Source organism: Sorangium sp. So ce1504 (genome assembly GCF_051521635.1).
Classification (GTDB): Bacteria; Myxococcota_A; Polyangia; order Polyangiales; family Polyangiaceae; genus Sorangium; species Sorangium cellulosum_B.
This window is the reverse complement of record NZ_CP150365.1, coordinates 11,167,135-11,181,092: the sequence shown is the minus strand read 5'-3', so window position 1 is coordinate 11,181,092 and position 13,958 is coordinate 11,167,135. Positions and strand designations below refer to the sequence as shown.

Below are 13,958 nucleotides of genomic sequence, written 5' to 3'. Positions count from 1 at the left end.
CGGCCGGCGTCGCGCGTGGCTCCGGCCGCGCCGGCCGTGACCTACTCGTCGCACTCCTTGACGTGAAACAGAGCGGAGACGAGCAGCGCGGGATGGCCGTCGAGGGCTCGCTGCAGCTCGCAATCACCCGTCGAGAAGTCCACCTCGCGCGGATCGCTGCCGACCGTCGCCACGACGTGGCAAAAGCCATCGTAGAAATCCTCTCCTGTGTGCATCGCGACATTCGGTAGAGGCTTGCCGCCGTCATCCTCGCGCTTGACGAGCAATGCAATTGAGCTGATCGGCGGGTTGTCGTCGCGCGCGCGGTCCAGGTACATCTCCGGCAAGGAGTCTTTCAGGTAGCACCCCGTCGACCACCTCTCCCCTGTTTTCACGAACCTCCGTCCATCATCGCCGGTATCGTAGCTCAGGGTTTCACCGTCGAGGGCGACGACCGCCTTCCCCGCGATGTCCGGATGGTTGGCGCACGCCATCGCTGGCAGCGACAGCACGGCCAGGAGCGTGAGCTGCGCGCTCGACATGGACATCGTCATCCGCCTCACGGGGTGTCCCACCAGATCTCGGAATAGGAACATACGATGTGCGGCTCGCGTCGCTCCAGGGTGCCAAGCACGGCAGCGACGCTCGGGGAGCAGGCGCCTGGCTCTTCCTCCACGAGCGTGGCGCGCATCGCGCTGAGCGGGAGGGGCGAGGTGACGTCCGCGCAGGCCGTCTCCCCGAGGCCGACGGGGAGCCCCGCGTCTATGCGGTCGCTGCATGCGCTGTCCCCATACAAGCCGACGTCGGCGACGCACCTGCCCCCCGCTGGGGGACCACACTCGCACGGAGCGCAGGCGCGGTTGTCGATCAGCTGTTCGAAGAACTCGTGTCGTGTCAGGCCACGCCTGCAGGTCCCCTCGCTGCTGGCCTGCATGCAGGGGATGAACCCCGGCGGTTCCTGCGCCGTGTTGCCGGCGCACACCCGGACGAACCTTGCAGGAACGGGCGGCGGCTCGGGCGTCGCCGAGGGGGTGCACGGCGAGAGTGTCGGCGGCTCGTAGACGACGGACGCGAAATCGTCCGGCTGGACGGGCGACGGGAGCGCAGCGCACGTCCCATCCCATCCCGCTCCGGCGTCGAGCGCGATCGAGGTGCTTCCGCCTGGGCAGGTCATCGCGTTCGCCATGACCGTGGAGGGCAGCTCGCACGCCGCCGGACCGCATTCGCACGCATCACACGTGTCCGGCAGCCCTTCAGGCGCGTCAACCATCCAGCCTTCCCACTTCGGTGGCTGGCCGTCGATACAGGGAGGTGCATCGTCCTCCGGACCTACCCACATCCACAGCACTGGAGCCGAATCGGCCGGCGGCGGAAGCAGCGGCACAAACCACTCGTCTTCGCACGCGAGCAGCGTTATCGCGGAGACGAACAGCAACATCGGACGCCGCATCAGAAAGGCCTCCGTGCCAGCGTCGCCATGCTCACGCGCTGACGGTCCAAAGCGACATCGCCGACGCTCACCATCGAACGCGAACCTCCGCGCCGTGCGCCGTCACTCGAATCTGCGCGTCGTTCGGCAACCAGACGTACACGAGGGTGGCCGCGCCTGCTGCCGCCCCAGCGATCAACGCGCTGGTACCCAGGAGACGCATCAGCTTCCCGCTTGCGGCAGTATCGACCATCTCGTCGTAGTCGGGTTGAAATGCGGGGTCGACCGTGCTCATCAGCTGGGCGTGCTGTCGAGCCGCCTTCGCCTCCTGCTCGTACCCCTGCGCGCTCTGCAGGGACACGGCGCCTGCCACCAAGAACCCGACCGAGGCCACCGCGCCCGTCGTGACGATCCGGAGGTCCGGCCCGGGCCGGCCTGCGCCCTGCGGCGGCCCTTTGGGCGCCGCAGGCCCGGGCGCTCCAGGCCCGGAAGCCCCCTTCGGCGGCTGAGCGCGGTCCTTCGGCGGCTGCGCGTGGTTCTCCGGCGCTTGTGCCGGCTTGTCGAACGTGAGCGGCACCTCCTTCGACTCGCCCGCCTCCACCTTCACACCCGCGCGCGCGACCTGCCCCTCCTGCCCGACGGCCATCACCTCGTGCTGGCCAGGCCTCACGTAGACGCGGCTGCCGTCCTTCACCCCCCGGCCGTTCACGAACATGCCCACGACGCCGGGCGGCGGCATGAGGACCACCTCACCCACGCGCCGCCGGGCCCGGGCGAGGTCGGCGTGCCGGTGATCATACAGGCGCCGCTCCACCTCCGTGCGCGGGGCCGGCATGTGCTCGACGCACTGCGAGAGCTCCACCACGGCCTCCTCCCAGCGGCCCATCCGCAGGTCGAGCTGCCCCATGTTGCACATCGCGACGTTCGACCGCTCGATATCGTACACCTCGCCCCACAGCTCCCGGGCTCGCGCGACGTCGAGCCGATCCAGCGCCGCCCCCGCCTCGCGAATGAGCTCCTTGACGGCTCGCGAGCGCTTCAGAGGCGCCTCCGCACGCGCGGAAGCAGCCGCGAGCAGCACGAGGAGCAACGCCGCCCACAACGGAAGACAGGATGCTGATCGAGGACCTCGCACGCTCCACCTCGGGCGCGCCAACGCACGTGACCGCGCGCCAGCGTCACGCTCGCTCTCTACCATCCTCCGTGTGTGCCTGGCCAGCGTTCCCGGCGCGCGAGCGATGCCGAGAGGCATCTGGCGTTGCATTGCATTTCGGCGACGAAATTTCTCATCTCACCCGCATCGATGGCCGTCTCATCCTTCCGGAATCGCACCCGCGCGGAGGATGGCCGTTGGACGGGACGGTGCGAAGGCGGTCGCAGCGCGCTAAGCTGGGTTGACGAACACCTCCACCGGCGGGCGCTCCGCTGTCCGCGGATGTGCTGGTGTGCAAGGCGGCGCTGTTCGACAGCTGGGGCGACTACCTCGCGGCGCTCGGGCTCCCCGATCACGGCCTGGATCTCCCGCGCGCCACGCAGACCAACGCGCTCATGCTGGCGGCGTTCGAGCGGCTAGGGATCCGCCGGCAGCTTCGGGAACGCGTCCAGCACCGCCGGGGCGTACTCAGCAGCGCCGGAAAGTAGCCCAGCAGCGCCGAGGAGCGTGCCCTCCCGGGCTCGCGTTGGGTTTGCACCCTCAGCAGGCACGCGGGAGGCTGTCCTGTCCGCACGCTCGGGGCGCCGCTGGAGGTTGACGCCGAGGATGGCGCCGGATGGAGCGTCGACGTATGCTCCACGAAGGGCCATGCACGCACACAAGCTCATTGTCCACGTTCCCAAGTCGCGACACGTCGAGATCGACCTTCCAGAGGATGTGCCGGAGGGAGAAGCCGAGGTCATCGTGCTGATTCACGAACAGCGAGACGCGCACTCCATGGAGGGGGGACGCCATGAAAGGCTCTTGGCCGCTTGCCGTGCCGTCGACGCGTGGCGCGAAGAGAACCCGGAGCGACTCTTGTCGAAGGAGCAGGTTGATGCCGCGCTGAGCGCGGAGCGCGACAGCTGGGGAGAACCGTGAGTCGAATCTATCTGGACTCTTGCGTCCTCATCTATCGGGTCGAGGGGGCGGAGTCCTACAGGGGTGCATCGGATCGCGCGCTGCTTTCGCTCGGATCGAGCGATGCGTACATATCGCCTCTTGTTCGACTGGAATGCCTCGTGAAACCCGTTCGGTTGAATGATAGCGGCCTGCGAGCGATGTATGAGGGCATGCTCTCCGCCTTCGGACTGTTGCCGCTCTCCCCGGAAGTCTTCGACCTCGCGACCACGCTTCGAGCGCTACACGGGCTGAAGACCCCCGATGCTCTTCATGCAGCGTGCGCCGTCCACCACGGCTGCGATCAGATCTGGACGAACGACGATCGTTTCCGGCAGCTGAGCAGCAGGATCGCTGTCAGGATCATCGGCTGACCCCCGCCGCCGCGCGCACCTCGTCGTCCGGCGCGCTCGAGGCGTACTGCGCCGAGCACGGCATTGCGGCGGCGCAGGTGATCGCGTTCGGCGACATGCCCAACGACCTGCCGATGCTCGGCTGGGCAGGGCGCGGCGTCGCCGTGGCCAACGCCCATCCCGACGTGCTCGCCGCCGCCGACGAGGTCACGATCTCCAACGATCACGACGGCGTCGCGCTCGTGCTCGAGCAGCTCGCGCACCTCGGCTTCGTTCCGAGCTGGTATTGAGCGCACCTCGGCCTCGCCGCCTCAAGGCGGCATCAGCGCGCACCTCGGCCTCGCCGCCTCAAGGCGGCATCAGCGCGCACCTCGGCCTCGCCGCCTCAAGGCGGCATCACGACCAGATCCCCGATGAGCTCGTCCGTGTAGCGCCGATGCACGCGATGGCGGCCGCGTTCGACGGCAATGTCGTGCGGGCGCGCGCGGCCGCGGAGGGTATCCTGAGAAGCACGCCCGATGCCTCGCCCCGCCCCCCGCCCCCGCCGCCTCGCCGTCCCGCGCCGCGCGCTGCTCGAGGCCGCCGCGGGCGCGGCGCTCGCCGGCGTCCTCGGCCTGCCGGCGCGCGCGCTCGCCGCGCAGGGCAAGGCCGCGGAGGACGAGTTCTTCCTCTTCATCCACGCGTCCGGCGGCTGGGACGTGACGCTCTGGGCCGATCCTCGCAACGAGGCCAGGGGCCTCGTGAGCCCCGCGACGACCGACAACACGGACACCGCGGGGCTCCGCCTGTGGGTCGACGCGCCCGCGGCCGGCGGCGCGAAGAGCTTCGCGCCGGTCACGCCCAAGGGCTCGAGCCTCGTGTTCGGCCCGGGCATCGGCGCCCTCGCGGACATGCATGACCGGCTGTGCATCCTCAACGGCCTGGCGATGAACACCGTGAGCCACCCCGACGGCACGGCGTTCTCGACCACGGGACGGCACCTCAGCGGCGGCCGCACCGTGGCCTCCAGCGTCGACGCGATCTGCGGGAGCGAGCTCGGCGCGAGCCAGACCTTCCCCGTCGTCTCGGTCCAGTTCCCCTCGGCGTTCGTCGGCGACCGCCTCGATCGGCGCGCCGTCCCGCTCATGGTCGGGGAGATCGGCACCCTCAGCCGCTCGCTCTCCCGCGCGCGCCACTACGACACCGACGAGGACCGCGCCGCGGTGACCGCGCTCCTCTCCGAGGAGGCCAGGTCCCTCGCCGCGCGATCCAGCCACACCGACGCCCTGCGCGGCTTCGCCATCCAGGCGGAAGGGCTGGGCAAGATGCTGAGCTCAGGCCTCCAGGAGGTGTTCTCCAGGGGCAAGCTCATCCAGGCGCACCCGGAGTTCAACCACGCGGCCCGCTTCGCCAGGCAAGCGGCCGTCAACGCCGCGTTCGCGATCGAGGCCATGCGGCGGAACGTGGTCCGCTGCGTGAGCTTCTCGAGCAGCGGGTTCGACACGCACACGAGCACCTACCGCCAGCACGCGGCCACCCAGCAGGAGCTCTTCGACCTGATCGCCGCCCTGCTCGGCTCGCTCGACAAGACCCCGCACCCGACCCGGGCCGGCAAGAAGCTCTCGGATCACACCCACATCCTCGTGACGAGCGACTTCTGCCGCACGCCTCAGCTCAACACGGCGATGGGCCGCGACCACTACCCCAACAACTCCGCCATGGTGATCTCCCCGCGCTTCCGCGGGAGCTTCGCGTTCGGCAAGACCGACCCGGAGCAGCTCCTGCCGGCCCCGGCGAAGACGTTCCAGGGCGGGCCGCGGCCGATCGCCCCGCCCGATCTGCTCGCCACCTTCCTGTTCGCCTTCGGCATCTCCCCGCGCGAGCACCTGCGCGACGGCGAGGTGGTGCCGGAGCTGCTCCGGTCGCCGTGACGCTCCTCCGCCGAGCGGCGTCCGCCGCCGCGCTGGCGCTCTCGTCCTCCGCGCTGGCGCTCTCGTCCTCCGTGCTGGCGCTCTCGCTCGCCGGATGCGCGTCGCAGGCCGCGGCGCCCCTCCCGCCGCTCGTCGTGCGCGAGGTCGCGTGGCCGTCCCCGGGGGAGCTCGGCGCGGTGCGCGCGGTCGCCGACGACGGGCGCCGCGTCGTGGTGTTCCACGACGGCGCCGCGGCCGTCTTCGTGAACGGCGCGCTCGCGAGGGTGGAGCGCGCGCCCCACCGCTGGGTGAGCGCCGCGGCCCTGCCCGCGCCCGACGGCCACGGCACGTGGATCGTCGGCGTCGACGCCGAGGGCCGGCTGCTGCGGCTGCCGGGCCAGGGGGCCTTCGAGGCCGTCTCCGACCGCTACGGCCTCGAGCGCGCCGCGGTGCGGTCCGCGATCGGCCTCGGCGAGGGCGGCGCCGCCTTCGCGCTGGACAGCGAGATCGCGGTGGCGGACGGCGAGACCGTCACGCGCTACGCGACGGGCCCGCTCGCGACGTTCGCGGCGCGGGCCGGGCGCGTGGCCTTCGCGGCCGGGGGCGATGGGCTCGGCGCCCTCGACGTCGCCACGAGGGCGCTGCGATCGTACCCGCTCCCGGCGGACGGCGCCGCGCCGCTGCTCGCCCTGACCGGCGCGGGCGCGCTGCTCGCGGCGACGCCCGCGGCGCTCTACGCGGAGGACGGCGCCGGCGTCCTGCGCCTCCGGTTCCGGGCGCGCGCCGCGCTCCACGGGCTCGCCGTCTCCGGCGACCGCGCGTGGTTCGCCGACGGCGACGAGCTCGGCGTGCTCGAGCAGGCCGGCGCGCGCGAGACCCGCGGCGCGCGCCTCCCGCAGGGCGGCAGGCTCGTCGGCTCGCCGAGCGGCGACGTGTGGCTGCTCGCGTCGGGCGCCCTCCGGCGCTTCGCCGCAGAGGACGGCGACGGGACCGCCTGGGGCGAGATCGCGCCCGTGTTCGCCCGCGCGTGCGCGCGCTGCCACCTCCCGCGCGGCGAGGGCGGCGTCGACCTCTCCACGCCCGCGGCGTGGGCTTCGCTCCGCGAGGCCATCGCGCGCCGGGTCGTGGACGAGCGGAATATGCCGCCCCCGGGATACGCGCTCTCCGAGGCCGACCGCGCGCGGATCCGCGCCTTCGTCGGGCGCGCAGGGCCGCCCGCGCGGCCGTGATGTGGGCTCGCCGCCGTGGCCGCGACGCGCGCTCGCCCGCGCGGCCGTGAGGCGCGCTCGCCGCCGCCGCGCGCCCGTCTTGCGCTACCCTGGGGCACCATCGCGAAGAGGAGAGCTGCCTGATGATGTCGTTCAGCCCGGATCCGCGCGTCGCAGAGCAGCAGATGCACGCCATCATCTACTACCTCACGGGGTTCGGGTACATCGACGGCGAGCTCGATCCGACCGAGAAGTCCTTCATCCGCGGCTACATCCACGACCTCGTCCGGCAGCGCGCGCGCGACGCCCTCGCCGGCGAGGCCCAGGAGAACCAGGACGTCGTCGGCCGGTGGACCAGCCACTTCCACGAGGTCTTCTCCGAGATCGACCACCAGATCCAGAGCCATTTCACCGAGAGCGTCGCCGAGGGAGAGGACCCGAAGGACTTCGTCCTCTCCAAGATCAAGCTCCGCTGCTTCGAGCTCCTCGACGGCTTCGACGACGACAACCGGAAGGCGCTGCTCGCGACCGTCGACGAGCTCATGCTCGCCGACGGCGTCGTCCACCCGAACGAGCAGCGGTTCCGCGACGAGCTCTCGTCGCTCCTGTCGGCGTCCCCGATCGAGATCGACGACGTGGACATCGAGACGATCGAGCAGGGCGCGGTGGTGATCGATCCGGCCACGCGCAAGCAGGCGCGCGAGGTCGATCACCCGTTCTTCAAGGCGTTCGAGTGGGACTACGCGAGCGATCCGGCCACGTTCGCGGAGCAGGCCAAGGTCGACATGGACCTGATGCGCAGGTTCGAGGCGAAGCTCGAGGAGCAGCGCGCGCGCGGCGCGGGCCGGCTCGACGGCGCGGCGGATTTCGCGGGCTTCGCCGGGCAGGCGCCCTTCCTCGACGGCCACGTCTACGTCGCCTCGCCCGACCCCGCCGAGGACGTCGAGCTCCTTGTCATCGGCGATCTGCACGGCTGCTACTCGTGCCTCAAGGGGGCGCTGATGCAGGCCGACTTCTTCGCCAAGGTGCAGGCCCACCGCGACGACCCCGCGCACAACCCGCGGATGATGCTGGTGTTCCTTGGCGACTACATCGATCGCGGCAGGTTCAGCTACAACGGCGTCCTGCGCACGGTGATGCAGCTCTTTCTCGCCGCGCCCGACAGCGTCTTCGTGCTGCGCGGCAACCACGAGTACTACGTCGAGCTGAACGGCCGCGTCCTCGCGCCGGTGCGGCCCTCCGAGGCGATGAGCTCGCTCGCGGCCATCGCGCCGAACGAGGTGTTCGCCGCCTACATGCGCCTCTTCGAGGCGCTCCCCAACATGCTGGTCTTCGACAGGATCCTCTTCGTCCACGCGGGGATCCCCCGCGACGAGACCATCGCCGCCCGGTGGACGTCGGTGTCCTCGCTCAACGACCCGGAGATCCGGTTCCAGATGCTCTGGAGCGACCCCAGCGAGGTCGACGCGATCCCCGCGGAGCTCCAGAAGTCCACTGCGCGCTTCCCCTTCGGCAAGCGGCAGTTCAAGAGCTTCATGCAGAAGCTCGGCTGTACCACGCTGATCCGCGGCCACGAGCGCGTCCCGGAGGGCTTCCGCGTCGTGCACGACGACCCCGACGGGGTGCTGCTGACCCTGTTCTCCGCGGGCGGGAAGACCAACGACGACCTGCCGAAGGCCAGCAACTACCGCGAGGTCACGCCGATGGCCCTCACCATCCGGTACAAGGGCGGCGTCAGCCAGCTGACCCCGTTCGTGATCGAGTACGAGCGGTACAACGATCCCAAGTACAACGCGTTCTTCCGCGAGCAGCTGCCGCCGCTCCATCCGTAGGACACGATGGCCTGCCGGCGGGACCTCCTCGCTGCCGCCGCAAGAGACAGGAGGAACCATGAATCGTTCGACTCGCGTCGCGCTCGCGTTGCTCTTCACGGCTGCCTCGCTCGGGAACACCGGCTGTCAGCCGCAGGATCTGCCCATCGGCGGCGATGAGGCCAGCTCCGGCGGCGAGGGATTCGACGCCGCCTCCCTGCTCGTCGCGCACTGGGAGGGATACATCGAGAACTTCGGGTTCCGCTCGGGATCGGACGTGATCCAGATCGACATCGACACCGTGGAGGGCACATCGATCCAGGGGAAGGTGCGCTTCGGCACGGGAGCCTCCCTACCCCCGGCCGTAGATCCGGATGTGGGCTATCCCGAAACCGTCGGGCCGGAGGTCGGCTACAATATCGGCCTGCCCCACGAAGGGTTCGATTTCACCATGCTCGGTGCGCAGCTCACCGACCGCCGGCTGCGTTTCGCCATCGACCCCCGGGAGCTCTGGAAGGGCTGGTGCGAGCTTCAGGCGTCGTCCCCAGGCTCGGGATCCTACGATTGCGTGAACGGGGGGGCGTGGGAAGAAGGGTCCGAGGGCTGCTTCGCGGACGGGCAGCCCGTCGACTGCGGATACCTCGCGCTGTGTGAAAGCGGCGTTTGCAAATGTCAGGAGTCCTGGTGCGCCATCGAGGGGCCCGACGCGATCTCCTTCGATTTTCTCGTCGACCAGCAGACGGCAGACGGCAGCATGGCGCTCAGGAGCGCTACGTACAACGTCCGGCTGACGCGCGACCCCTGACGGCGAGCAGCTCGGGGACCGGTCCCCTCGACGACGCCGTCATGGTGTGCCGCGCCGCCTGGCACACCGAGGCCCAGCGCCCGCGCGATCCGGGCCGAGATAGGCGGGCGCGTCGACCGGACGCCCAGGGCATGCGCGTTGCAATTCGCCCGGCATGCCTCGGCGCTTATCCCTGGGTCTTGGCTTGCTTACCTCCCTTCTGCTCGCCGCAGGCTGCTCCGGGAAGGTGGACCCCGCGGGCTCGGGCGGCGGGGACCCGGGCGGAGGCGGTTCGTCCGCGGAGACCGGCGGCGGCGGCGGTGGCGGCGGCGGCGGGGAATTGCCCGTCCGGTGCCTGCTGCCGGCGGATCCTGGTCGGTGTGACGCGGCGTTCCCGAAATACTGGTACGACCCGGCCGCCGGCGCGTGCAGGGAGTTCACCTACGGCGGCTGCGAGGGCAACGAGAACCGCTTCGATTCCCTCGGCGCGTGCGAGGAGGCCTGTCGGGGCGAGCTGCCCGACATAGGCGTCTGCAACGCGCCGAGCGATTGCATCCTTGTGTCGCGGGGCTGCTGCGGCGCCTGTGACACGGCCGTTGCCGAGAACTTCCGGGCCATCAACCGCGCCGGGACGAAGCTCAACGAGATCATCCAGGGGTGCGGGGGCGTCGCGTGCGGCGCGTGCCCGGAGGTCACCGAGGCGGAGCGCACGACCCAGTACTTCACCGCCACGTGCGAGGCGGGGCGCTGCGTCGTCCTCGACGTGCGCGAGTCGCCGCTGACAGCGTGCACGGTCGACTCGGACTGCGCCCTGCGCGACGGCCTCGGCTGCTGCGAGGGGTGCGACGGGGCAGGCATCGTCGCCCTCAACCAGAGCGCGGAGCTCGATGCCCTGGTCTGTCCCGCCGGCATGGGCGCGTGCCCTCCGTGCGCGCCCGTGTTCCCGGACGGGATGACGGCGGTCTGCTCGTCGGGCAGGTGTCAGCCGCAGATGCCCCCGACGCCTTGAACGCCCAGGAACGACCAGCGCTCCCGGCGTGCGTGGTCAGGCGCTGTCTCGTGAATGGTGGATAAGGCACTTTCCTGGACCCACCTGGGCGCCTTTCGAGGCTCGGCGCGTCAGTGGCGGCGCTGCGCCGATTCCGGTGAACAGCTCTGGCGCATTGGACGGGAAGGACGGCACCGACGGAAACCGACCGCTCCATCGTCGCCTCGCATTGACGCTGAGCGCCTGGCCCCGATAGCCTGATCCATGGAGCGCTCGTAGATTCTTCTTTCTTCGACCTCATTCACGAAGGAGCTGCCCGTGAATCGAAGCACCCCGAGGATGCTGCTCGCGGCCATCGCGCTCTCCAGCGCGGCCGCGTGCTCGGGAACGTCTGGAGACGGCGGATCGGACCCGGGCGACGGCCCCGGCCCTGGCCCCGGCCCAGGTCCCGGCCCCAGCGCGCAGTGCGAGCCCGGCGTCACCGCGCCAGGCCCCACCCCGCGACTGACGCGGCTGACGCACGCGCAGTACGACAACACCATCCGGGACCTCTTCGGCAAGGACATGAAGGCCTCGGCGGCGTTCCTCGCGGACCCGGCGTTCGAGGGGTTCAACAACAACGCCAAGGGGCTCCTCGTCTCCGACCGCCTCGCCCGCGATTACCGCCGCGCCGCGGAGACCATCGCGGCCGACGCCGTCGTCGACCAGGCCGTGCTCGGCAAGATCGTGCCGTGCGCGCCGGAGGGCGACGGCGCGGCCTGCGCCCGGCAGCTCATCCGGGAGCTCGGCAAGCGCGTCTACAGGAGGCCGCTCTCGGCGGAGCAGGAGGAGGCGTACGCCGCCGCCTACGCCCGCGGCGATGGCCTCTTCGACGCGGGCACGCCGTTCGAGCAGGGCGTGCGCCACGTCATCGAGGCGATGCTCCAGTCGCCGCACTTCCTCTACCGCGTCGAGCTCAGCGAGGCGCTCGACGGCGGGGGGATCATCCCGCTCGACGCCTACGAGGTCGCGACGCGGCTCTCGTACCTGCTCTGGAACAGCCTGCCCGACGACGCGCTCCTCGAAGCGGCGGAGGGCGGCGCGCTGGGCACGCCCGAGGGCATCGAGGCCGAGGCGCGGCGCATGCTCGCCGACCCCAGGGCCACGAGCGCCCTGGACGACTTCCACGCCCAGTGGCTCCACATGAGCCGTTACGCGGATCTCTCGAAGGATCCGGCGCTCTACGAGGACTTCGACGCCAGCGTGTCCTCGGCCATGGCGGCCGAGACGAGGCAGTTCATCCGGCACGTCGTCCTCGAGATGGAGGGCGACTTCAGGGCGCTGATGACGGCGCCCGTCGGCTTCGTGAACGACAGGCTCGCCCCGATCTACGGTGTGGAGGGGTCGTTCACGAGCGAGCTCGTGGAGACGCCGCTCGACCCGGCGGAGCGGGCAGGGCTCCTCACGCAGGCCGGCTTCCTGAGCTCGCACGCGTTCTTCAACAAGAGCTCGCCGATCCACCGCGGCGTGTTCATCCAGCGCCAGATCCTGTGCACCGACCTCCCGGACCCGCCGGCGGACATCAACACGACGCTGCCGCCCATTCAGGGCGAGATCAGGACGACGCGCGACCAGGTGGAGGCGCACACGTCGCCGGACGCGTGCAACAAGTGCCATGGCGTGATCAACCCGCCGGGCTTCGCGCTGGAGCACTTCGACGCGGTCGGGCGCTACCGCGCCGACGAGGACGGCGAGACCATCGACGCGACAGGCACGATCGCCGTCGGGGACGGTGAGATCAGCTTCGACGGCGCCGTGGATTTCGCGACGCAGCTCGCGGAGAGCCCCGTCGCGCAGCGGTGTTATCTGACGAACTGGTACCGTTACGGCAATGCCCGCCAGCTCTCGCGGGAGGACGCGTGCACGATCGCCGATCTCGACGCGAAGCTCGGCGCGTCCGGGTACAACATCAAGGAGCTGCTGGTCGCGCTCACGCAGACGAAGACGTTCAGGTACCGGGCCGTGGAAGAGGTGGACCAATGAATCGCAGAACGTTCCTGCGGGGCGCGTGCGGGGTGATGCTCGGCCTCCCGCTCCTCGAGTCGCTGCGCCCGCGCGACGCCAAGGCCGACGCGAGCGCGCCGCGCCGGTTCATCGCCTTCTTCATGTGCAATGGCGTGAACATGGCCAAGTTCTTCCCGAGCACGCAGTACGGCGCGCTGACGGCCGCGTCGTTCGGGTCGGATCGCGCGATAGCGCCGCTCGCCGCGTACCGGGACAAGCTCCTGATCCCGCGGGGCATCCACATGGTGCCGCGCGGCTACGGGTTCGACCCGAGCGCGGGCGATGATCACGCGAAGGGGATGGGCTGCAAGCTCACGGCGCAGCCGCTCGTCCAGGGCAGCCAGTACGCGGCGGGGATCTCGCTCGACCAGTTCATCGCGAACAAGATCAACCCGCCGGGCACGCCCGCGCTCACGCTGATGGTCGGGGCGAAGACGCCGAACGTGCGCGGGCACATCTCGTACACCGGAAGCGAGCAGCCCGTCAGCGGCGAGAACAACCCGTGGCTCGCGTACCGGGACCTGGTCGGCGGGACGGACCTCGAAGAGGAGGCGATCGTGCGGCTCACGAAGCGCCGCGAGAGCGTGCTCGACCTGGTCTCGGTCGAGTACGAGGCCCTGCTCAAGAAGAAGCTCAGCAAGGCCGATCGCGACAAGCTCGAGATGCACTTCCAGACGGTGCGCGACCTCGAGGTGGGCATGGGCGGCTCGGGGATCATCCCGCGCGAGCTCTCGCCGGAGCGAGCGGCGGAGATCGAGGGGATCGACCCGGACACGGTGGGGTTCGACGCGGAGTTCAAGAAGGTCGGGCGGATGCAGATGGACATCCTCGCGCTGGCGATCGCGACCGGCGCGACGCGGTCGGCGACGCTGCAATGGGGCTCGGGCGCGGCAGGGCCCATCTTCAAGTGGGATGGGATGGCCCACGAGTACAACCACCACAAGCTCTCGCACGGGAACACGAGGGACGACGACACCGGGAGCGCCGTCGACGGCTACGAGGAGATGCTCTTCAACATCGATCGCTGGTTCATGGGCGAGTATGTCTATCTGCTCGACCGGCTCGCGGGCTACGAGGAGGGCGGGGCGACGGTGCTCGACAACAGCGCCGTCGTGTTCATGAACGAGCTCTCCGACGGCCTGCGCCACGATTTCCGCGATCTGCCGTACATCATCGCGGGGAGCTGCGGCGGCTACTTCAAGACGGGGCAGTACATCAAGGTGACGCGGCAGTCGAGCACGGTGCAGGACAAGGACGCGCCCCACAACAAGCTGCTCACCACGCTCGCGAACGCGGTCGGCTGCACCGAGGAGGGCGGGGGGCCGATCGCGAACTTCGGCTCCTTCGGCCAGCCCGGCGAGCTCGACGAGCTCAAGGCCTGA

General features: G+C 70.4%; 13 protein-coding genes and 1 pseudogene. 11 read left to right on the top strand and 3 right to left on the bottom strand.

The features are described 5' to 3' along the window. Positions 1–41 precede the first annotated feature (41 nt). From WMF39_RS42150 to WMF39_RS42140, 3 genes are all read right to left on the bottom strand, one after another. Positions 42–527 carry a hypothetical protein gene (locus WMF39_RS42150; RefSeq protein WP_437742086.1) on the bottom strand — a complete coding sequence of 162 codons (486 nt, stop codon included), beginning with the start codon at positions 525–527 and terminating at the stop codon, positions 42–44. Positions 528–538: 11 nt separating this feature from the next. Continuing rightward, positions 539–1,249, bottom strand: a complete 711-nt coding sequence (locus WMF39_RS42145) for a hypothetical protein (protein ID WP_437742085.1) — start codon at positions 1,247–1,249, stop codon at positions 539–541. 247 nt (positions 1,250–1,496) lie between these two features. Then, a complete protein-coding gene (locus WMF39_RS42140) occupies positions 1,497–2,510 on the bottom strand; it encodes a tetratricopeptide repeat protein (RefSeq protein ID WP_437742084.1) in 1,014 nt (337 codons plus the stop codon). A gap of 335 nt (positions 2,511–2,845) precedes the next feature. Between WMF39_RS42140 and WMF39_RS42135 the strand changes: the two genes are divergently transcribed. The 11 genes and pseudogenes from WMF39_RS42135 to WMF39_RS42085 all read left to right on the top strand — a co-directional run bounded on the left by WMF39_RS42135 (position 2,846) and on the right by WMF39_RS42085 (position 13,958). Beyond that, a complete protein-coding gene (locus WMF39_RS42135; RefSeq protein ID WP_437742083.1) occupies positions 2,846–3,049 on the top strand; it encodes a hypothetical protein in 204 nt (67 codons plus the stop codon). 160 nt (positions 3,050–3,209) lie between these two features. Beyond that, positions 3,210–3,482 (top strand): hypothetical protein, encoded by a 273-nt coding sequence (locus WMF39_RS42130; RefSeq protein ID WP_437742082.1) that lies wholly within the window; start codon positions 3,210–3,212, stop codon positions 3,480–3,482. Then, positions 3,479–3,874 carry a type II toxin-antitoxin system VapC family toxin gene (locus tag WMF39_RS42125; protein WP_437742081.1) on the top strand — a complete coding sequence of 132 codons (396 nt, stop codon included), beginning with the start codon at positions 3,479–3,481 and terminating at the stop codon, positions 3,872–3,874. The genes WMF39_RS42130 and WMF39_RS42125 overlap by 4 nt, the downstream gene beginning before the upstream one ends. Before the next feature lie 5 nt (positions 3,875–3,879). Continuing rightward, a pseudogene (locus WMF39_RS42120) lies at positions 3,880–4,143 on the top strand (HAD family hydrolase); the annotation flags it as partial. A gap of 228 nt (positions 4,144–4,371) precedes the next feature. Beyond that, positions 4,372–5,763 (top strand): DUF1501 domain-containing protein, encoded by a 1,392-nt coding sequence (locus tag WMF39_RS42115; RefSeq protein WP_437742080.1) that lies wholly within the window; start codon positions 4,372–4,374, stop codon positions 5,761–5,763. After that, positions 5,760–6,971 (top strand): c-type cytochrome, encoded by a 1,212-nt coding sequence (locus tag WMF39_RS42110; protein ID WP_437742079.1) that lies wholly within the window; start codon positions 5,760–5,762, stop codon positions 6,969–6,971. Before WMF39_RS42115 ends, WMF39_RS42110 begins: the two co-directional genes overlap by 4 nt. Before the next feature lie 122 nt (positions 6,972–7,093). Next, positions 7,094–8,782, top strand: coding sequence for a metallophosphoesterase family protein (locus WMF39_RS42105; RefSeq protein WP_437742078.1), 1,689 nt, complete (start codon positions 7,094–7,096; stop codon positions 8,780–8,782). A gap of 58 nt (positions 8,783–8,840) precedes the next feature. Then, positions 8,841–9,566: a hypothetical protein gene (locus WMF39_RS42100; RefSeq protein ID WP_437742077.1), complete on the top strand. Its 726-nt coding sequence runs from the start codon at positions 8,841–8,843 to the stop codon at positions 9,564–9,566. Between the two features lie 184 nt (positions 9,567–9,750). Further along, on the top strand, positions 9,751–10,554 hold the full coding sequence (locus WMF39_RS42095) for a BPTI/Kunitz domain-containing protein (protein ID WP_437742076.1): 804 nt from the start codon (positions 9,751–9,753) through the stop codon (positions 10,552–10,554). Between the two features lie 297 nt (positions 10,555–10,851). Next, the gene (locus WMF39_RS42090; protein ID WP_437742075.1) at positions 10,852–12,555 is read left to right on the top strand and encodes a DUF1592 domain-containing protein; all 1,704 of its coding nucleotides are present in this window, start codon (positions 10,852–10,854) and stop codon (positions 12,553–12,555) included. Beyond that, entirely contained in the window at positions 12,552–13,958 is a 1,407-nt protein-coding gene (locus WMF39_RS42085; protein WP_437742074.1) for a DUF1552 domain-containing protein, read from the top strand. The genes WMF39_RS42090 and WMF39_RS42085 overlap by 4 nt, the downstream gene beginning before the upstream one ends.